At 59.3% G+C, this 21,135-nt stretch carries 16 protein-coding genes; 5 read left to right on the top strand and 11 right to left on the bottom strand.

The window, feature by feature from the left end; all coding sequences use genetic code 11:
- The first annotated feature begins 62 nt into the window (after positions 1-62).
- Genes IPH10_07730 through IPH10_07710 form a run of 5 tightly spaced genes read left to right on the top strand, consistent with a single transcriptional unit; the run spans position 63 to position 5,997 of the window.
- Positions 63-923 (top strand): M23 family metallopeptidase, encoded by an 861-nt coding sequence (locus tag IPH10_07730; GenBank protein MBK6910806.1) that lies wholly within the window; start codon positions 63-65, stop codon positions 921-923.
- Positions 899-2,074, top strand: coding sequence for a DNA polymerase III subunit (locus tag IPH10_07725; GenBank protein MBK6910805.1), 1,176 nt, complete (start codon positions 899-901; stop codon positions 2,072-2,074). The genes IPH10_07730 and IPH10_07725 overlap by 25 nt, the downstream gene beginning before the upstream one ends.
- Positions 2,075-2,083: 9 nt before the next feature.
- Positions 2,084-3,478: a hypothetical protein gene (locus tag IPH10_07720; protein MBK6910804.1), complete on the top strand. Its 1,395-nt coding sequence runs from the start codon at positions 2,084-2,086 to the stop codon at positions 3,476-3,478.
- Positions 3,479-3,486: 8 nt separating this feature from the next.
- Positions 3,487-5,412 carry a methionine--tRNA ligase gene (gene metG / locus IPH10_07715; protein ID MBK6910803.1) on the top strand — a complete coding sequence of 642 codons (1,926 nt, stop codon included), beginning with the start codon at positions 3,487-3,489 and terminating at the stop codon, positions 5,410-5,412.
- 3 nt (positions 5,413-5,415) lie between these two features.
- Positions 5,416-5,997 (top strand): hypothetical protein, encoded by a 582-nt coding sequence (locus IPH10_07710; GenBank protein ID MBK6910802.1) that lies wholly within the window; start codon positions 5,416-5,418, stop codon positions 5,995-5,997.
- Between the two features lie 52 nt (positions 5,998-6,049).
- On the opposite strand, the gene IPH10_07705 is transcribed toward IPH10_07710, so the two are convergent.
- The 11 genes from IPH10_07705 to IPH10_07655 all read right to left on the bottom strand — a co-directional run bounded on the left by IPH10_07705 (position 6,050) and on the right by IPH10_07655 (position 21,134).
- Positions 6,050-8,038: a PAS domain S-box protein gene (locus IPH10_07705; GenBank protein ID MBK6910801.1), complete on the bottom strand. Its 1,989-nt coding sequence runs from the start codon at positions 8,036-8,038 to the stop codon at positions 6,050-6,052.
- A gap of 204 nt (positions 8,039-8,242) precedes the next feature.
- Entirely contained in the window at positions 8,243-8,929 is a 687-nt protein-coding gene (elbB, locus tag IPH10_07700) for an isoprenoid biosynthesis glyoxalase ElbB (GenBank protein ID MBK6910800.1), read from the bottom strand.
- Positions 8,930-8,953: 24 nt separating this feature from the next.
- Positions 8,954-9,877, bottom strand: coding sequence for a malate dehydrogenase (gene mdh / locus IPH10_07695; protein MBK6910799.1), 924 nt, complete (start codon positions 9,875-9,877; stop codon positions 8,954-8,956).
- A 119-nt stretch (positions 9,878-9,996) separates the two neighbouring features.
- Positions 9,997-10,260 carry a 50S ribosomal protein L27 gene (rpmA, locus tag IPH10_07690; GenBank protein MBK6910798.1) on the bottom strand — a complete coding sequence of 88 codons (264 nt, stop codon included), beginning with the start codon at positions 10,258-10,260 and terminating at the stop codon, positions 9,997-9,999.
- A 17-nt stretch (positions 10,261-10,277) separates the two neighbouring features.
- A complete protein-coding gene (gene rplU, locus IPH10_07685; protein MBK6910797.1) occupies positions 10,278-10,592 on the bottom strand; it encodes a 50S ribosomal protein L21 in 315 nt (104 codons plus the stop codon).
- 52 nt (positions 10,593-10,644) lie between these two features.
- A complete protein-coding gene (locus IPH10_07680) occupies positions 10,645-12,210 on the bottom strand; it encodes an Rne/Rng family ribonuclease (protein ID MBK6910796.1) in 1,566 nt (521 codons plus the stop codon).
- Positions 12,211-12,276: 66 nt separating this feature from the next.
- Positions 12,277-13,968, bottom strand: coding sequence for a BamA/TamA family outer membrane protein (locus IPH10_07675; protein MBK6910795.1), 1,692 nt, complete (start codon positions 13,966-13,968; stop codon positions 12,277-12,279).
- Positions 13,968-17,411 carry a hypothetical protein gene (locus IPH10_07670; protein ID MBK6910794.1) on the bottom strand — a complete coding sequence of 1,148 codons (3,444 nt, stop codon included), beginning with the start codon at positions 17,409-17,411 and terminating at the stop codon, positions 13,968-13,970. Before IPH10_07670 ends, IPH10_07675 begins: the two co-directional genes overlap by 1 nt.
- Positions 17,402-18,259, bottom strand: coding sequence for a hypothetical protein (locus tag IPH10_07665; protein MBK6910793.1), 858 nt, complete (start codon positions 18,257-18,259; stop codon positions 17,402-17,404). The genes IPH10_07670 and IPH10_07665 overlap by 10 nt, the downstream gene beginning before the upstream one ends.
- Positions 18,256-19,740, bottom strand: a complete 1,485-nt coding sequence (locus IPH10_07660; protein ID MBK6910792.1) for a glycogen synthase — start codon at positions 19,738-19,740, stop codon at positions 18,256-18,258. Before IPH10_07660 ends, IPH10_07665 begins: the two co-directional genes overlap by 4 nt.
- The gene (locus IPH10_07655) at positions 19,740-21,134 is read right to left on the bottom strand and encodes a GGDEF domain-containing protein (GenBank protein ID MBK6910791.1); all 1,395 of its coding nucleotides are present in this window, start codon (positions 21,132-21,134) and stop codon (positions 19,740-19,742) included. Before IPH10_07655 ends, IPH10_07660 begins: the two co-directional genes overlap by 1 nt.
- Between the last annotated feature and the right edge of the window lies 1 nt (position 21,135).

The raw sequence follows: 21,135 nt of genomic DNA, 5'->3' as shown, positions 1-21,135 counted from the left end.
AGCCTATTCATATCGTGGCTAAATTGATAAGACTTTGTAATTTAATTGCTTACATCGCGGCAATGAGTGCGCTGACGGTGTTTTCGCCACAGGTGTCTGCGGATTCCGCTGACAGTCTCCTCGCCGCGCCCGACAGCTTGGCTGCTTTGCTCAATACGCTTGACAGTCAATATGGGATTCTTGAGGCAGAACGGCAACCCCTGACCGCCTTGCTGGCCCGGACGGCGTTGGCCGAAACCCGTGAGCGGCGCTGGCTGGAGCATTGGGGTACCGCAGGAGACTTAGACTTGGCCCGCGCCGAACAGCGCTACCGGGCCTTGCACCGGTTGCGGTTGTCAGCCGAAGCGGCCCTGGCCCGCTCCAGTACCGACTTGGTGACCATCGAGACATTAGTCATCGCGGCAATTTCAGCGGCTCCTGAGCCCGCCGTTGCGCCGGCGTTGACCCGTCGAAATCCAGAGAGCTTTGCAGCGGATACCCGTTCCATTCCGAGCGCACCCGCCTCAGGGTCGTTCTTGATGCTGAAGGGGTTGCTGCCTTGGCCTGCGCAAGGTTCCGTGTCCAGGTCGTTTGGGACACGGCGCAACATGGTGTTCAATACCGAAACAGAGAACCCGGGGATTGATCTCGTGAACAAGTCAGCGCAGCCAGTGCACGCCGTCGCGGACGGAGTGGTGGCGACGATTAGCTGGCTCCGGGGCTACGGCACCGTATGCATCGTGCAGCATTCCGGAGATCATCACACGGTCTATGCGCGTTTGAGTGATGTTAGGGTCGTCGAGGGCCAAGCGGTCCGGCCCGGTGACCTGTTGGGGCGCTCTGAGTTTGACAGTGTCCGTTCCGAATATACGATGCATTTTGAAGTTTGGTCCGGAAAAGAAAAGCAGGATCCGCTCGGATGGCTCGCGCCCGCAAAGAACTGAAGACCGTGATCTGGCTGGGGCACGCCGATGCCCGACAGCGGCTGGCCGCGTCCGTGCGCCAACGACGGTCAGCTCACGCGTATCTTATCAGCGGGCCGGAGGGGATCGGCAAGAGTGCTGTAGCCCTCGAATTCGCGCGGTTGTTACTGTGTGATCAGCCGGGCGACCGGTATTGCGACCAGTGCGCGCAGTGCATAGCTTTGCGCACGCTGCACCATCCCGACCTGCATATCGTGGCGCCGTCAGGCGCGCCGAAGGATTCGGACACTCCGGCCAGTGAAACGTATCCCAAAGAGCTCAATCTACTGCGTGAAAGGTTGGCACGTGATCCGTATGCTCCGGCGGATCTTGCGGAGTTGACGGCAGCCGACAGCAAAGCCGCACGAAGAAAGCTCGCCACGGGATCCAAGATTCGCGTGGCCGATGCGCGCGAGTTGCTGCACATGGCTTACCGCAAACCGTATCAGGCGCGGCAATCGGTGTTCGTGCTGCTGAATGCAGACAAGATGCTGCGGGAGGCGCAGAACGCGCTGCTCAAGGTTATCGAAGAACCGCCGACCAGTGCGACGATTATCTTGACGGCATCACAACTCGAAACGGTTCTGCCGACTGTGCGTTCGCGCTGCCAGTCGGTGAAATTGTCCGCCTACTCAACCGTAGAACTGCGGAGTGCGCTGATGGACTCCGGAGTTGAGGCTCGTGCCGCCGAGCTGGCCGCCGCTTTGGCCGGCGGAAGCGTGCGGCGGGCGCTGGCGTTCGCGGAAATGGAAGCGGCCGTGCTGGAACAGGCGGCGGTGGAGTTTCTGGCGGCGGCGGCAATGCTCGCGCCGGACAAGGTCAACGAAAAAGTGACTAAGCTGCTGGAAGACACCGCGTTTCTTGACGAGGCTTTCTTTGAACTGATGGCCTTGTTCTTGTCGGACGCGGCGGCGAAGGCGACCAATGTTGTATCCGCTGAATTGAACTTCCCGTCGCAGCGCGAACGGATCGCCAAGTTGACGGCCGCCTATCCACAGGCAAATTTTGTTCAAGCCATGGCCGCCGTGGATCGCGCCGCCGGATCACGTTCGGCCGGCTACACTCCCGCGCTGGTGCTGACTGCGCTGGCGATCGAATTGCACCGCGCGCTCGGACAGCGGGCGCGCGCCTAATTCCCCTATATGAACGAACTACTCGAATTAGAATTTAAAGGTCGCCGCACTGAGTATGCTGCGAATCCTTTGCAATATCCGTTTCAACGCGGCGACTTGGCCGTGGTCTCAACAGACCGCGGACAGGATTTAGGCAAGGTCGCTTTCGTCGGACTTCGGACCGGGGACCCGCCTGGCGAGAAACCCGGACTTGTCGTCGTGCGCAAGGCCAAGACAGCTGACGTTGACAAGCTGCGAGCGAACCGCGAGCGTGAAGCCGAAGCCAAGCGGGTCGCGCGAGTTGAGATACTGCGGCACAATCTCGATATGAAACTCGTGGACGTTGAGTTGCAGTGGGACGGCCGCAAGATGACGTTCTTTTTCACCGCGGAGGGCCGTGTGGACTTCCGCGATCTCGTGCGCGATTTGGCAACACGGTTTCGGACGCGAATAGACTTGCGGCAGATCGGAGCACGTGATGAGACGAAGAAAATCTCCGGCTACGGCGTGTGCGGGCGCGCGCTGTGCTGCGCGACGTTTTTGACCGAGTTCAAGCCGATTACCACGCAGATGCCGCGCGATCAGTTTCTGCCGCTGAATCCGTCCAAGCTGTCCGGCGTGTGCGGACGACTGAAATGCTGCTTGCGCTATGAGTTGGATATCTACCGGGATTTCCAGCGCGAGTGTCCTAAAGTCGGACATCCGATCAAGGACGAAGATAAGGGCATGGGTGAAGTGGACAAGCTTGACGTCGTGCGCGAGCAGATTCAGGTGCGTTACGGCAACGGAACCCTCGACCGCTATACCAAGGAGCAGTTTGTCGAACTGACCAATTGGCGGCCGCAGATGCCGAAGAACGAATGTATCTGCACGTGCGGGAAAAAAGGCGGCTCGCCCGAACTGCCGCAAGCCCAGTCAGCGACGGCGACCCCTGCGCCGACTTCCGACGGACTGCGGGGCAATCGAATTACACTGCGAGCAGAGGGCGGTTTCCGGGTGGACTTTGAGGACGACGATGAACAGTCGCTTGACGTCTCCACCGATGTTTCGGTCACTATGGATTCACCGTCCAAGCGCAAACGCAAGAAGAAGAAAAAACGGCCCGCCGATGGCGCGCCAACTGGCGAGGCGGCGGCACAGTCAGGCCCGCCGGCGCAGGAGCGTCCACCCCGCCCGCCGCAAGCACAACAACAGCAGGCGCGTCCGCCACAGCAGCCGCAAGCTCGTCCGCCCCAGCCGCAGCAACCCCCTCGTCAACCGCGTCCACAGAGTGAGCCTACGCAGCAGGCCGCGCCAGCACCCGGCACAGAAGGGCAACCGGCACGTAAGAAACGGCGGCGCGGAGGCCGTCGCAGGCACGCCGGTGAAGGCGGAGCGGCAAGCAGTGAAAGCGGCGGCGGCAGTGACGCGGGCGACGACGAATAAACGACACTATGAAGCACTACTACGTTACGACGCCGATCTACTACGTCAACTCAGACCCGCACATCGGCACAGCTTATACCACGATTCTGGCGGACACGGCGGCGCGGTTTCGGCGTCTGCTCGGTGAAGACGCATATTTTCTGACCGGGACGGACGAGCACGGTGATAAGATCGCCAAAGCTGCCGCGGCGAAGAATCTGACGCCGCAGGCCTTTGTGGATGAAATCAGCGGCCGATTCCGCATCTTGTGGCCGCAGCTTTATGTGATGCCCGATCGGTTCATCCGCACGACCGACCCGGATCACCGCGCCGTGGTCGAGAGTATTTTGCAGAAGCTCCACGATCAAGGTGACACCTATTTCGGCGAGTATGAAGGGCTCTATTGCACGGGCTGCGAGCGCTTCCGCACGGAAAAAGAGCTCGTGGACGGCAAGTGTCCGGATCATGGTACGATTCCGGATAAAGTGAAAGAGTCGAACTACTTCTTTCGCATGAGCAAGTACCAGGACTGGTGGCGCGACTATATCGAGCAGCATCCTGACGTCGTGCGGCCTGAACGCTATCGGAACGAAGTTCTGGGATACTTGCGTGAACCGCTCGAAGACCTATGCATTTCGCGACCGAAAGAACGATTGAGCTGGGGAATCGAACTGCCGTTCGACCGGAACTATGTTACGTATGTTTGGTTTGACGCTCTGCTCAATTATCTGAGTGGCATTGATTACGGCCGGGAGGAATCGTGGCATGCGCGGTGGGAAGCCTGCGAGCATTTGATTGGAAAGGACATTGTTAAGCCGCACGGCATCTACTGGCCGATCATGCTGCATGCCGCCGGTTTGCCCGTGTTCAAGCATCTGACCGTACATGGCTACTGGAATTTCCGCGACGCGAAAATCTCGAAATCGTCCGGCAAGCCGATTGCCGTCGAGCCGCTGATCAAAGTGTTCGGGGTTGACGCGGTGCGCTACTTCCTCTTGCGTGAAATGGTAGTAGGACTCGACGCCTCTTTTTCAGTCGAAGCGATGCTGAAACGCGTGAATAGCGACTTGGCGAATGACTTCGGGAATCTCTTTTCACGAGTTGCCAAACTGATCGGCGATCATTTTGACGGCGCGATTCCGGCCGCGACCACACCCGACGCCGAGCTGAAGGACATGGCGCAGTCCCTCTGCGCCAACGCACCAGCTTGGGCGGCGGACATGAAGTGGCACACGTTGATCGAAGAAACGCTGCAGCTTGTGCGCGCGACGAATCGCTATTTCGAGAACTCAGCACCGTGGTCGCTGGTCAAGACAGATCGAGATCAGGCGGCGACAGTCCTCACGAATTGCATCGAGGCGCTGCGCATTGCCGCCGTGCTCCTCTATCCCGTGATGCCCGGAAAGGCCGTGGATCTGCTCTCGCGCATCGGCGAACCGGTGCGCATGTTGAAGTTGGAAGAACATGCCCGGTGGGGGCAGGTTCGGGTCGGTGCGCGCATGCGCAAAGGCGACGCGCTGTTTCCCCGCTTGGATGAAAAGGAGGTGCGAGTGGCACTGGCTGAGTATGTACATGGCGAAGCACCGTCGGTACCGGCTGCGGCGGCGACCGCAGCTCCGGCGCCTGACGATTCGCTCATTACCATAGACGACTTTCGCAAGATTGACCTGCGCACGGCGGAAGTCGTCGCAGCGGAACGGATTGCCGGATCAGACAAGCTGCTGAAACTGCAAGTGCGCATTGGTGATCAGGCTCGTCAGATTGTTGCGGGAATCGCCGAGTTCTACACGCCGGAAGAAATGGTCGGCAAGCAAATCGTTGTCGTCGCGAATCTGAAACCGGCAAAGCTGCGCGGCGAAGTGTCTGAAGGCATGTTGCTCGCGGTCAAATGGGGGAAAGACCTCGCCATTCTGCCAACTCCCTCTGATGCGCCGTCGGGTTCGCCGATTAGCTGAACCATGGACGACGCGGATTTGACCAAGGCCTTGGAGGATTTGTTTGCACCGATAGAAGTGAGCGAATTGGACCGCCTGCGGTGCGCGGAATATCTGCGGCGCGCGCGATGGGAAGGGATTGCGACCCTAAGCAGTGCCGACGCGATTCGCCATCATCTGTCTATCAGTCGAGCTCCAGCACATAAGCTCGCGGCGGCGTTGGCATTGCAACGCCTGTCTACCGCGCACGCGATGCCGCAGGCGCTGACGATTGACCACGTGGCGAGTAAAGTGCGGACGTCGCCGTTCGAGCAGTTGTATGGACTGTATTGGACCGATGAACAACAGCTTTTGCATTCGGAGTTGTTAGTGTCTGGCACGGTGTCATCGCTTGACGTCTTACCATATGCCGCGTTGCGTCCCGCTTTTCTTCTGGGCGCCCGCGTCTACTCACTCTTACACAATCATCCTTCGGGACAAACGAATCCCTCCGCCTTTGACTTGGCGACCGGCGACCGGCTCAAGCGGATATCACGCGAGGTCGGGATTGAATTGGCGTCGTTGCACATCGTGACGAGCTCGACTCTATTACACGTTCCATTGTAAGGCAGTTTGCAGCAAAACTAAAGCGGCGCTTCCGAGGAGGCGCCGCTTTTTATTATTGTGTGCCTGCGGGCAATAGCAGTGCGAATTGGGCGCCGCCCCCCGGCGGTGTGGACGCGCGCAAATCACCGCCGTGCTGCAGCATGATCTCCCGGGACAGATATAGTCCCAAACCCAGGCCGCCGCCCTGCTCGCGGTAGGTCGCAAACGGCGCAAACAGCCGCGGCAGAATCTCCGGCGCAATGCCCTTACCGCTATCGCGGAACTCAACGGACACCGTCCCGCCTTCCAAACGCGACGAAATCGTAAGCCTGCCGCCATCCGGCATCGCTTGCAGGGCATTCGTGATCAGGTTGATGCAAACCTGCTCGATCTCCGCCGGGCGCATCGGAACGTGCGGTAGGTTCGTCGCGAATTCTCGCTGGATGTCCACTCCCGCGTTGCGAAACTGCGGTGCGTGTAAGGCGAGCGCGCGCTCAACCACGTCATGCACATTCGATTTCACCAGCGCCATCTGATCAGGCCGCTGCATATCCATGAGGCTGCGCGTCAATTGCCGAATACGGTCCACGGAATCCGCCACGACGCCAATGCTGGCTTGGGCGTGTTTGTCGGCCGCGAGGGACGCGCCGAGTCCGGACAGGTGCGAGGCAATCGCTTGCAGCGGGTTGTTAATCTCATGCGCAACACCGCTGGCATATCTTCCGGCGATGCCTAACCGTTCGGCGCGAGTGAGCTCAGCCAACAGCTCGCGTCGTTCGCTGATGTCCCGCAGAATCCCCTGTCCCGCGACAATCTCATGCGCCTGACGAATCCACTGATGCGACAGCATGAATGGACGACGATAACCACTCTTGGTAAAGAGCTCAAGCTCGTGGCGAATTCGATCATCGTCACGCGATTCGATTGACTGCACGAGCGCCGTGGTGGCCGCACTCTCCGCCGCCAGATCGCTGAGTACCTGCGGCAGCGGCAGACCCACGTAGTTTTCTCGCGCAAATCCGAGGATCGTGCTGAACGTCTCATTCAAATAGACTATTCGACCTTTGGCGTCGGTCAGGTAGACGATATCATCAGTCAGGCCGACTAGTCGCGTGAAGCGGTCCTGTGCCAATCGCTGTTCGACCTGCCGCTCTGAACCGCTGCGATCGTCGTGGAATGCGTGGTGCTGGCGATCGCTGCGCAGTTGTTGCAATTCGAGGATTACGGCGACGAAATTGAGGAGCAGAGCAATCGGTTCGCTCAAACCGGCTAAGTTCTCAACTTCCGCAGCGGGCTGATCGAGCGTCAGGAAACCCAGAACGGCGCCGTCTTTGCCTTCCAAAGGAAGGATGATGTGGCGGGTGGGCGCCGCTTCGTGAGCGGAGCCGACGCCAAAACCGCGGCCCCATCTCGTGACGGTCTGATCCGGTATCACAGGCATCAACGGCTGACCGAAGTAGTCAGCAAGTTCCAGCACCAAGCTCGGGTGGTTGAAGTACGCGCGCGCCGATTGAATGCGATTCTTGTCATCGGCCAGCACCAACACCGCCCGATTGAATCCGGTTCCACGCGCCACTTCCCGGCAACACGACTCAAGCAGAGCGCCAAGTGTTTCAGACGAGTGAAGTGAGGTTGTCGACGCGAACAGGCTGCGATATGACGAAGCTAATTTGTCGTCCGCGGACAGCGATGTTCGCCTCGATTCGGCGGCGCGATTGAGCAACAGATCTAACTGCCACAGCGGCTGCGTGTGCGGATTTACGACCGCAAACACAGAGTTCAGCGCGTCAAACTTCGGGCGCTCGGTATCGTTTCCAGTCAGACCGATCACCGGAATGTGCGGATACGTCGTGTGGTGCCACTGCGCGAATTCGTCGGTCAGCACGATGTCCAACGATACTAACCATACCTGTGCCTCGCCCGTCGCCGGATTGCGAATTGCAGCAGCGAGATTCGCCGCCGCGAGTGTGGTCCAACCGGACGTGAGCAAGCCCTCCGACACAGCTTGCCGCGTTTCGGAGTCAGGAGTTAGAATCAGCGTAGTGTTTCGGATCGTCGTCATTCGCGCATCAGGATCATGTTCACGCAATCCAATATAGCAAATGCCAAGCCTACCTGCACACGTTCTTAGAGAGGTTTGACGTCTAAAACAAAAGACCCGTCCATTTCGGACGGGTCTTGGCAGAGAACTGGAATCACTTGCTTTGCATTTGGAGCGGCGGGTCGCTATCTCTCAACATGAATCTCAACGCGAGGCATGTTGCGATTAACCCACGGCAACGGTGCGCTCAATCGTCACCATTGCGGCAATTTGCTCCACCAGCTTGTCAATACCTTGAGCAACTTCACTGATGCGAGCTTGATACATAAACGCCGGAGTGGACACGATGCGTCGTTCATGATCCACCACGCAATTCGTCACCTCGCACGGAATGTGTTGACTTCCGAAGTTATCCACAGCTTGCGATGCTCCTGATGGAGCGCCGACGGTCAATTGTGGATGAACATCGGTGCCCTTCAGCGCCCGCGCCAGAACAACCGGCGCGATGCAAATCACGCCTATTGGCAGCTTCGCCTGCGCGGCTTTGCGCATAAACGACTCGACCAGCGGATGGATTGAACAACCTTCACCTTTGACGGCGAAGTCACAGTAGTTCTTGGCCGCACCAAATCCACCCGGAAATATCACCGCGTCGAGTCGCTCCAACCACGATTCAGCCAGCGGTTCGATCTTTCCCCGGGCGATGCGAGCCGCTTCGGTCAATACGTTGCGCGTCTCGCCGGTGGCCTCGCCGGTCTTGTGGTTGACGACGTGCATCTGCAGCACGTCCGGAGCCAAACACTGATAGGTAATCCCGCGCCGGTCGAGCGCAAGCAATGTCAACGTCGCTTCGTAGATCTCCGCGCCATCTAAGTAGCCGCAGCCGGAGAGTACCACACCAATAGTAGGCATCGTCGTCTCCTTTGAGATTTCAGATTACAGCTTAATTGCCGCCAGCAGCGAACGCACTGCTTCGGCGGAATGATCGAACATCGCGCGCTCTTCGGCCGTCAGTTTCATTTCAAGAATGCGCTCGACGCCCTTCCGGCCAACGACCACGGGCACGCCCATGTAGATATCCTTGCATCCGTATTCGCCTTGCAGCCACACGGCGCACGGCAGAACGCGCTTCTGATCTATGATGATGGACTCCACCATCTCCGCCGCGGCAGCCGCTGGAGCGTAGTAGGCCGAACCGGTCTTCAGATACTTAACGATTTCGGCGCCGCCGTCGCGCGTACGCTGAACAATTGAGTCCACGCGCTCCTTCGACACAAGTTCGGTGAACGGCACGCCGCCGACCGTCGTCAAGCGTGGCAGCGGCACCATCGTGTCGCCGTGTCCGCCCATCACGCAAGCCGCGACATCCTTCACGGACACACCCAGTTCCATCGCGATAAACGCGCGGTAGCGAGCCGTGTCCAGAATACCCGCCATACCGAATACGCGGTGGTGCGGAAATCCCGTGAGCTTCAGCGCCGTGTAGCACATCGCATCCAGCGGGTTCGACACGATGATGATAATCGCATTCGGCGAAGCCTTGGCCGCGTCGCCGATCGCCGAGCGCATGATCTCGACATTAGCCGCCAGCAGATCGTCGCGGGACATGCCCGGCGTACGCGGCTTACCGGCGGTCATCACGATGATGTCCGAGTTGGCCGTATCCGCATAATTATTCGTGCCAGTCACGCGCGTGCTCGTTCCCCCGACCGGCGCGGCCTCGAACATGTCGAGCGCCTTGCCCTGCGGGATACCGTCAACGATGTCCAGCAGAACGACTTCGCGGCAAATATTCTTGTCGGACAGAATGTAGGCACAGGTGGCGCCGACGTTGCCACCGCCGATAACGGTTACTTTCATGGACTAAAGGGGGTTTGGAAAGAGGAGTAGGATAAATACAGAGTGCGGCTTCCCGAGGAAAGCCGCACTTGAAAAAAAAATCAGCGACGAGTGATGCGGGCGCGCCGTGCGGCAGGCTCTTACGCGGACTCGAGTACGATGCGCACAAACTTGCGGTTCGAACGACCGCCGTCCGCGAATTGCACCGTGCCGTCCGCCTTCGCGAACAACGTGTGATCGCGGCCCATGCCGACGTGTTCACCGGGATGAATGCGGGTGCCGCGCTGACGCACGATAATCTCGCCGGCGCGCACAAACTGGCCCGCGAAGCGCTTCACACCCAACATCTTGGGCTGGCTGTCGCGACCATTGCGGGTTGAACCTTGTCCTTTTTTATGAGCCATGAGGAGAGTTCCGGAGGTTAGTTCGCTTCGATCTTCTCGATATGCAGCATCGTGAACCACTGCTTGTGGCCCTTATGCTTGCGATATTCGGTGCGCTTCTTCTTGCGGAACACGATCACTTTCGGATCGCGGCCGTGCTCAACGACCTTGGCGTGCACTTTGGCCGCCACGTTCGGTTTGCCCACCTTGAGCTGCTTGCCATCATGCAGCAACAGAATGTCGTCGAGGACAATCATGTCCCCCGGCTGCACATCTGCGCGGTACTGCACCTTGACGGTCTCGTCCGGGCGGACCTTGACCTGGTGACCTTTGAGGTTACAAATTGCGTACATCTTGACCCGTAAAATTGTCAGACTGTGAATATAGGAATCCTGGACTTTAGAGTCAAGTCCCAGTTTTCTCAACAAATCGGGCCTCAAACTGATCTGTGACATCGCGCTTTTGCTTCCAACTGTAACCCTTGAATTCATCTATCTTTAGAGTCGTGTCCGGTTCCAGCTTGATGTACAGCAGTGAGTCCCACATAATTCGGCGGAGGTGTGAACGCATGCCCTGTGTGATATATTCGACAATGACCGGATGGGCTTTGATAGTGAGACCCATCTCTCCGGTCTGAGCCCGGAAGCGCCGAACCCACGACTGCAACCGCGTGACGACCGTCTCCTTCGACTCAATCAGCCCCGAGCCGTTACAGGTCGGGCAGGGTTCATTGAACGCGTGAACCAGGGATGACTTGGTCCGCTGGCGGGTCATCTCCAAGATTCCGAACTGGCTGATCGGGGCAATGTCCCACTTGGCGCGATCGGACGACAAGGCTTGATGCATCGCGTCAAACACCTTTTTACGATTCGACTCGCCATACATATCAATGAAGTCAATGATGATGATGCCGCCGAGGTCGCGGAGCCGAATCTGTCGGGCAATTTCCCGGCAGGCCTTGAGATTCACCCGCAGATTGTTCTCTTCCTGCTCCTCCTTGCCAACGAAGCGTCCTGAATTGACGTCAATCGTGACGACGGCCTCAGTCTGCTCGATGATTAGATAGCTGCCGCCGCCAAACCACACGCGCCGCGACAATCCCTTCTCGATCTCCTGCTCGATATTGAACAAGTCGAAAACGGGGCCCGGGCCCTCATGATACTGAATACGATCCAGCAGGGGCCGGGCAACGGCACGCACGTAAGCGCGGATTTCGCGATAGAGCCGCTTGTCGTCAATGACGACGCGATCCACGTCCGGACCGAATAGATCACGGATGATGCTCGACGTGAGCGGCGCTTCCTTGTGGACACGGCTGGGAGCCGGCGCCGTCTCAATCCGGCTTTCGATCATTCGCCACAGACGCACAAGCGTATTCAAATCATGCCGCACTTCGGCGTCGGTCTTGCCTTCGCCAATCGTGCGACAGATCAGGCCAAATCCTTCGGGGCGAATCTGCTTGAGAATGCTCTTCAAGCGCTTGCGCTCTTTGAAATCGGGAATGCGTTTGGACACGCCGACCAGATTGTCACCGGGCACAAGCACGAGGAAACGGCCCGGCAAGGAAATCTGCGAGGTGAGGCGCGGCCCCTTGGTGCCCAGCGGTTCCTTGATCACCTGCACCAAAATCTCTTGACCGGCCTTGAGCTCGGCACGCGGCTTCCATGCACGCTTGCGGCCTTCGCGCTTTTCCGGCTGAGTGACCTCTTCCATGTCCGCGCCTTCGGCCATGTCCACCGCGCTCTGAAACAAATCGGAAAAATGGATGAAACCGTCAATTGGCCAACCGATATGCACGAATGATGCCTGCATACCGGGCAGCACCTTGCGTACCACCCCTTTGTAGATGTCACCGACGTTGCGCTCAGCGTCGGGGAATTCCACAAACAGATTGACCAACGATCCATCTTCGACCAACGCTATGCGCGTCTCCGCGGTCGTCGAATTGATGATAAGTTCTTTCTTCAACATCTCGCGCGCAACTTTTACTGCGCGCCCCGGAAACTTCTTTGTGTGAACCCGGACAACTGCCCGGGACTAAAATAGACTCAAAAGCGACACGTGCAACTGGCCATTCAACGGCGAATCGCCAGACGCAATGCCGTAATCAACACCCCATACTCCCACTCCCGTCTCCAAACGCAATCCTACTCCATAGGCCGTCCGGTAGAGCGTCGGCCGGCGATCTCCGCTTGTCCCTGCGCGGTATTCGCGTGAAATCACGCCGCCGTCCGTGAACAGCGCGAGACGGGAAGCCGGTCCTAACCAATAACGAGCTTCTATCGTGGCCCAACTGACCTCAGATCCCAGAAACTGCTCTTCCCGATAGCCGCGCAACGTGCGCGCGCCGCCGATGCGGTGCAAGTCGGACACGGGAATCTCGGGTTCATCTGAAAGCAATAGCCGCGCGTGGACGGAACCATGCAGAATCCAATAGAGCCACGGCTCGTGATTGACCTCAAAATCAAGAGCTGCGCGCCGCTGCTCAAACTCCGTTTTCGTACTGCCCGCCGGTGGATGATCCGTCATGCGCTGACCGCGAGCTGCAGATGTCTCGAACCGCAGGCCGCTCCGCGGATTACTGAGGTGGTCGCGCGTGTCCACGCTTAAACCGCCCTCCAGCAACACCGTATGATTGGCCACTAAGTCCAACTGAATCTCCGCGCCGGAATCGGCCAGCAACTCCTCGCGGGCAATGCCTGTGAAGATCTCCGCGCCCGCGCCGAGTGGATAGGCGAGTCGCGCACCGTAGCGGCGAGTCACGTAGAGTGTGTCTTCCACCCGCTGCGCAAATGACGCGTCGGCGCGCAACGGTGTACCAGCCAACCACACTTCCCGCCATGCCAGGGAGAGTTCCTGCACTCCGCTCGCAGGCCGCTGCCAGTAGATCTTACCCCGGCGGCCTGTACCAAACAAATTGAGAAATTGCAAGTCCGCGAGCCCGGTAACCGTCTGGGCTTCGCCTTCTGCTTCAGGGGAGAGTCCCGCTACAACATCCAGACGCGACAGCCGGCTTTCTTGGACGGCGAACAGCAGGCCGCTTTGTCCGGCGTCGTTGATGACCAACCGCGGCGCACTCACCCGGCGCAGATATTCCAATTGCGCCAGCTTGCGCTGCGCCAGTTTGACGCGCCGTGCGTCGTATGGTTCACCCGGCCGCAGACCGGACTCGCGTCGCAGCAGGCGCGACTGCGAAATCGCGTTGCCTTCAAACTCGATGAAATCGAGAGCGATGCGCGGACCGCCGAGCAGCTTGAGATGCAAAACGACGCTTTCCGCGGTTTCGTCAATTTGCAGGGAGTCCACGTCTACCTGTGCAAACGGATGTGCACGATTCTCGCAAAGGGTCAGCATCGCCTCCACGGCGGACTCGACTCGCCAGGCTTCCGCAGGAACGCCGGGGCGCAGTTCGAACCGCGCATAGTCCACGGCCGACAGGAGCAGTGAATCTCCAAGCACGCGCAGACCGGAGATGCGATATTGATTTCCGGCCGCCACGACGAGCGTATCTTCGGCGCGATGGACGGCTGCCCCAAAGCAGCCGCGGGCAAACAGTGAATCCACGATCCGTTCAGCAACGCGTGCAGAATCGGCGGGCGGCACGGCCTTGATCCAACCTTGCACTTCTGCTCGCGTTGCGCGACCGGACACTCGCAAATTGGGAATGTCCGTGGCCGCACTTGGTACAACAAGCGAGCTCAGTAGAAGCAGGATGCACAGCGCACGCATCAAAAGGTCGCCCGCACTTCCACGCGGCCAATATGCTGCGTTGCTTCCCCGGAATCCAAACGGCCCGTGTAATTAACAGATCCCGAGAAGTTTGCTGAGAATGCCAGCGTCGCTCGCATTGACCAGCGGAAGTTGTCGCCGCGATTCCCGCCGGACGCCAGCTCTTGCGGCAGACGTGCGCGATTCGACGACACCCGCAGCCAACGAAATTCCGCGTCCACCCTGCCCTGCCGAAAACGTGTATAACCAATTCGCGGCGCCGCTTCACGCACAGAGGCTTGCGTGCGGCTTCGTTCATCGCGTGATTCGACGCCGGACAGAGCCAGCCCGGTCTCCCAGCGCTCCGTGATCGTCCAGAGCAGATCGTGGCTGATATGATCGCGACGAACGTCCGTGCTGGCAATGGACACTCCTTCGAAGAGCGTGCGATCCAACTCGCTCGACAGCTCGACCTCGGCGCGCAGCGGCTCAACATAGCGATAGCGCACGCGCAGCGCGCCTTCGTGCCGCACGGATTGCTGCGAACCATTCGTGAACCGCGACACTTGCGCCGCCGAGTTCACTCCGCGAAGCCGCACCGAGAATTGTCGCGACAGCCGGTTGAAATGCACATCCTGCCGCACCGAGAAGCGGCCGTCAATTGTCTCGGGGGTGCGCAGCTTTGCGCGATCCAGCAGCAAAAGCGACAGAGATAACGCGGAACGCGTCCGTTCTTCCACCGATGCTTCCGTTTCGAACGCGAACTTGCGCCAAAGCTCGTCTCCCGCGCGCCGCGTTTCGTCGGGGCGAAACCACAGCACGGCATTCGCTCGCAGTTCGGACGAGGGCTCAAAACCGCCGGTGTTGCGCGACACGAGGATGAAATCGCCCTGGTCATCCGGCAGGTAGACGCCGTTTTCCAACCGGTAGTCGCCCGTACCCGGAGACACCGGCACGAAGACCTGCAACTGCTGCTCGGTGCGCGATTTCAGAGCGTCATAGAGCAGATTGACTTCATACAGCCGGCTGCGTGGAGCCAACAGAAGCTCCAAGCGGCCCGCATCCGACGACGCGGCCACAGAATCCGACGACTCAAAGGACTTTTCACGATGTGTCCAGCGCAGCGAACCGCGCCCGATATCGAGAGGCTGCCAACGCAATTCGCCCGCGTACGTCTTTGCGGCGGACGCCTTGCGAAAACTGGCGCCAGCGGTCCGGGCATCGTCTTGGCGCGCGCCATACTCACCGTCAAGGCTAAGCTGGTTCGTCAACTGCCATAAGTTTCCCGCGTTCCACTCGACGAAGCGGAAGCCGGTCAGCGCATAGCGTGAATCGGTCAGCCGCCGCTCACGATTCACATTCAGACGCGGCGACAGCATGCGCCACCGGGCGCTGCCGTCCGCGTGTTGTCGAATCCAATCCGTGTGTAAATCAGCGGTGCTGTCATCGGTGACGATGGCCGTATGCTCGACCTTTATTGCAAAGAGCTTTCCCGGTGCAAACGAGCTGCCGAGATTGAAACGCCGACTGTCCAGAATCTCCTCACGATTGAGCAGACCGGCACCGCCGCGTAATGTCCAGTTACGGATCGGGGCAAGCGCCAGATTCGCCTCGCCGACGCGTTCGGTCGCTTGCCGAATGACGGAAGCCGCCCAATCGCGATCGAACTCGATTTCATCGCTGCGCGAAACATCGCGATAGGTCCGACCGCGCGTGCGCGCCGCGACACTCGCGCTGATTTGCCGCAAACGATAGCCGCCAATTCCCAACTCAGGACGGTTGTAACCCAATTCAACGCTTGCCGCGCCGCCGTCGTTGTCGGCGTCGTCGCGTGCGGAATACGTATTCAAATCTGAATTGGTCAGAGACGCTTCAGCAAGAGCACGAAAGCCGATCGCGGTGTCGCGTTCAATACGGACCGCGAACAAATCGGCACGAGTCGGCTGCGGCAGGCGCCGCGCCGGGCGATAGCGTCCGCCGTTCGGCGCAATCCACGTGAAGGATGTTCGCCCAAGGGCGTCCGCCGTTGCCTCGTAGTCACCCTGCCCTGCACCGAAGTCATCAAAGAACACCTGCCACTCGCCTTGCGGGATGCCCGTAGTATCCGGCGCGACGTATACAAAAATGGAATAGACCGTTCCCGCGTAGAGCGTGTCCCGACGAACGTAGTCGCCCCTGTTTGCCCCGAGCGAATCCGCACTGTTGCCGAATGCGCCGATGCTGCTGTCACCAGCCGCGATGAGCTGCGCCCGCTCGGCGTCGTCAAACGAAAGTCCCAACGGCCGCGTGCGGTCGTCGCTCTCTGATATGTAAGTGACATACGCGCTGACCGGCATGCGCGGCGCTGTGAGGCTTGTCCGTGCTCCCAGATATTGCCGCTCAAAATCCTCGTTGGCATACTCAAACTCGACGACGATGCGCGAGTCCGAGGTAATCAGCCGCCGTGACGTGAAAGTAAGCTGTCCGGCCGCGTAGTCCGCCGTGTAGTCATTCTCAATGCCGCGCCGCAATTCCAGACCATCGAGCCACACGCGCTCAGTGCCCGCGAGCACGACGATGCCGGTCTCGCCATTCTTGCCGGAAAGCTGGTACGGACCCTGAACGCTCTCTTCGCCTGCGAACCGGTTCGTGTGGAATTCGCCCCGACTTACCGCGGCGGAGACTACTGCGGCCACTCCATGCGTTCTCGCGCCGGCTTGCAGCCCCGATAATTTGCGAAAATAGCTGTCATAACGACGGCCAGGCCAACTTAGTTCGTAGTCACCGATCGTCGCTTCGAGGTTTGGCGAGCGCGCCGTGACATAAACCTTGTCCAATTCGCGGATGGACTCCGTGGTTCCTTCAGGTTGAATCGGCAAGTCCTGATCACTCAGAGCCGCGACAACATCCACGTTCGAACCGACCCGGCCTTCCACTTGCAGTGATAGCGCCGATTCAAATGCAAGATCCTGATTCGTGCCAATCTGAACGCTGCGAATCAGCGAACCGCTGCGCCGAAGTGCGGACCACGATGACTCTTCACCTGCCGCACCAAATGCGCTGCTCGCGACCGTCGTGTCGCGCACCGGAACAAAGCGCTCAAGATCGCGCAGTGAGCGGCGCGCATAAGACCTGAGCAACGGGACAGGCAGGTAGGCGGCATAAACACGAAGCGTATCGCCGGGCGCCAACGGTGCGCAGAGCCCCAACTTGCTGCCTGGCGTGACAATCCGGTAATCGCGCAACGGTTCGAGAACTTGCCCGCGGCGTTCGGCGCGCAACGAATCCGTCAACAGCCAGAGCGCGGGCAATTCAAAGAGAGTATCGCCTTGAGAAGAGGTAAACTCAAGTGTCGTGAAGCGGACCGGCAGAATGCTCTGCGCGGTCGTAACAGCAACATCGCAGGCACATAACTTCAACACCAGGCTTAGCAGGATCCATGGTGCGCCGACAAAGAGCGGCCGGTGCAGTTTGCTTATGGCCACCAAAGGCGGAACAGTGCTCCGCGGCGAGAGTCCAATAGGAATAGTTGCTGGGCCGACCGGGCGGCGATATCACAGTCCGCCAGCGCCGACGTGCCAAGGTCAAGTCCGGATAGCCATGCAGGCGCGGCGTCTCGCAAATCGCCGCGGGCGAGACCGCTGTCCGTGACGGCGATCCAACTGGAATCCACCGCAACAATCCGATGTACTAAGGGAAATTGTGTGCTGGTCAGCCGATGCGGCGCGCTGAGCAATGCGTCCGTTGTGTAGATTGCATGATCACGAGCGTCAATCCAGAATACGCCTCCCGCATCGGATGCGGATAGGTCCAGGATTCCCGCCAGCGACCGGCCTGAACGACCGCCAATCTTCGCGATGAGCGTGTTGAAGCTGTCGTAACGTCGCAATTCGCCTTCGTCAGACTCGAACGCATAAAGCCCACCCGATGGAGTCGCGGCAATCGCCCGCGGTTCGAGCGCGTCACCCTCTGCGCTATTAAGCGTCAGTTCGCCGCGCCACTCCAACAGCCGCGAAAATTCCACGATGCGGCGATTGCCGGCATCCGAAACCAACACTTTACCCGCCGCTCCGACGGTGACGTCACCAGGCCAACGCAAGTCACCGCCCGAGCCACCGGACGAACTCTCAAACAGAATCGTGCCAATGCTGTCGAGCGCTACCAGGCGATGATTGCCGGTATCCGCAATATAGAGAATGCCATCTACGCCGACGGCTATTGCGGCGGGCTTTCGCAAGAAAGTACTGGCCGCAGACACGATTGTGTCCACACGTACGGTCGTTTGCGCGATTGCCGCGGTGCAATAGAGCACCAAGAGCAGAGAAATCTTCATCCGGCGAAGCGCGGGTTGTGCAGTGCGCGGCGGTACATCTCTTCGTACACCCGGGCTGAGCGACGCCAACTGAAATCCTGCTTCATGCCGTGCCGCTGCAGTCCGCGCCACTTGTCCAAATTACGGAACGTCTGGAACGACCGCTTCAATGCGTAGGCAAGGGCCCGCGGTTCAAATTCGTGAAAGAGAAATCCGGTACCCTGCACGGGATCGCGCGCCACATCCGATATCGTATCGGCCAGTCCGCCCGTTTCGCGGGCGACGACGGGAGCGCCATAGCGCAGCGCCATCATTTGGCTGAGACCGCACGGTTCGAATAGTGACGGCATCAGGAAGATGTCGCAGCCACCGTAAATTAAGTGCGCCAAAGGCTCGTCGTAACTCGTGATCAATTTCACGCGATGCGGATAGGCGTACTCCGCGGCACGGAGTTGACGTTCAAATTCCGGATCACCGTTGCCCAATATGACGATCTGCGCCGGACCGCTGATCAGCTCGCCGATCACCGGAAGCACGATACCGAATCCTTTCTGATCGGATATGCGGGAGACCATTCCTACCAACGGCATCGTTTGCTCGTACGGAAGGCTGAACCGTTCACAGAGCGCCCGTTTATTTCGGTTGCGCTGGGCCAGTGTTGTGCTCGTGTAACGCGCCGCCAGAAGTTCATCCGTCTCGGGATTCCAAACATGAGTGTCAATTCCGTTGAGAATGCCGGAGAAGTGCATATGGCGACTGTGAAGGAGCGCGCCCAAGCCAAATCCCATATGCTCCACCGTCCGCAATTCATGCGCGTAGGTGGGACTGACGGTGTTAATTGCATCGGCTAGGTCAATGGCGAGCTTCAGGTATGAGAACGTGCCGAGAAACTCAGCCGCGCCGCCGGGGCCGGCACGATCCTCCGCGTGATCCACCCAGACACGCGAGCCCGGATGAAAGCGCCCTTGGAAGGCCATGTTATGGATTGTCAGCACGAAACGCGAGCTGTCAAAATATGACTCGAAGCGTGGCGACCGCATGAAGAGCGGTAAGGTCCCGGTCTGCCAATCATGACCATGGACGATGTGGGGCTGCCAATCGGTCAGGCGGCACCAATGCAGCGCAGCACAGGCCAACACGGCGAATCGAACATCGTTGTCATCGTAGTCCCGATTCGTCAGCGGGTCATAATAGTAGCCGCTGCGCGAATAGATCTCATCGCAGCGCACGAAGACGAGCCGCAGATTCCGGACCGTGTCGCGCTGTTCAACGTATTCAATTTCAAACGCGCGATGATTCAGCACCAGCGTTGCGCGCAGTGTGGTTGGATGCGGCGCCAGGCCGCGCAGCGATCCGTAATGCGGCGAGATTACGACGTTCTCATGGCCGTGCAGCGCCAAAGCCTCGGGTAGCGATGCGCACACATCCGCCAGACCTCCCGACTTCGAGAACGGCGCAACCTCCGACGCGACATGTAATATGCGCAGGGCGGGACCGTTCATTAGTCGAGCGTCGCCAGTCTGACCAAATTGCGGCCGTTGCGTTTGACCCAGTACAGCGCCCTGTCGGCGCGGTCAATCATGTCCTCCGGACTCTTGCAGCCCGTGCTGTCGGTCACGCCTACTGAAATCGTGATCGGCGCAAGCCGTTCGCCCGCGTCCGACATAATGTCCGTGGATGAAACGACTTTTCGAATCTTCTCGGCGACAATCAGTCCCTGTTCCGCTTTCACTTCCGGCAATATCAACGCGAATTCCTCACCGCCATAACGCGCCACAACGTCAATGTCGCGGACCGTCCGACGAATCTGTGCCGCGACCCAAGCGAGCACGCGGTTTCCGGACTGGTGTCCATAGGTGTCGTTGTAATTCTTGAAACCGTCCACGTCAATCATCAGCAGGGTCATCACGCCGCCATATCGCAGCGACCGCTGGAATTCAGTGCGCAGCTGCGTCAGGAAAAAGCGATGGTTGAACAGATTCGTCAGCCCATCCACCATGGCCATCCGCTGCGTACGCAAATGCTGCGCGGTGCGATCGAATATGAGCGATAGGCCGTATTGCAGCGTCGGCAGCACCGCCAGTTCCGAGACCGACGCCACTGCGGGACGCGCGAGAATCAACTTGACTACGCCATAGCGCTGACCGCGAAACGACAACGGAATGAAAATTCCGCTGCGCAATCCACCGCTGGCGTCGAACGGTGGCAACGACAGAACCTGCTCGTCCAAACGAGTCACGTGTTCCGCGGTACCCCGGCCCAACAGAGTGCTCTCGTAGTCGGGAGCCAGCGGCACGGGCCATTGATACTCGGGGCGTGACGCGTAGATCCACGACCAGCCGTCAGGACGATCAGGCCAGTAGATTGATGCCGTGAGAGGAGCGATCTCAATGTGGTCCGGCGAGAAGAAATTGCGCAGGCGCGTCTCGATCGCATCAAAATAATCCGGGCCTTCGCGATCAAGCCGTGGCTCGCTTTGCACGCATTCGAGCGCCCGCGCGTGACATCGGCGGTCCCAGAGCAACGCCAAGTTATCGAGCGCAGCGCTCAGCGGACCGGCTGACCGAGGGCCCACAGGGTCGCGCAGCTCTGCGAGCTGCGGCAGGACGCGAGCCGCCCCTTTATATGTCGTATACCCGACCGTAAAACGCTCGCCGTGAACCGCGCACAGCGCCGGAGCCAGCGGCTCAGGTTCGACGATCACCACGACGTCTTCGGCGAGTGAATGAATTATTCTCGTGCTGGCGAAGCCATCCAGTGATAGCTCTTGACAGCGCCCTGGTTCGGCCGCCAGAAGTTCCGCCGATAGAAACTCGCTGCCCGAGACACGGAGCAGGCGCCAGTCGGTTAAACCGTCGCGCAATTGATTGAGATCAACAATCAGGGAACGCATCATC

The sequence above is a fragment of the bacterium genome (genome assembly GCA_016702305.1).
GTDB lineage: Bacteria > Electryoneota > RPQS01 > RPQS01 > RPQS01 > JABWCQ01.
This window is presented reverse-complemented; position numbering and strand designations above follow the sequence as displayed.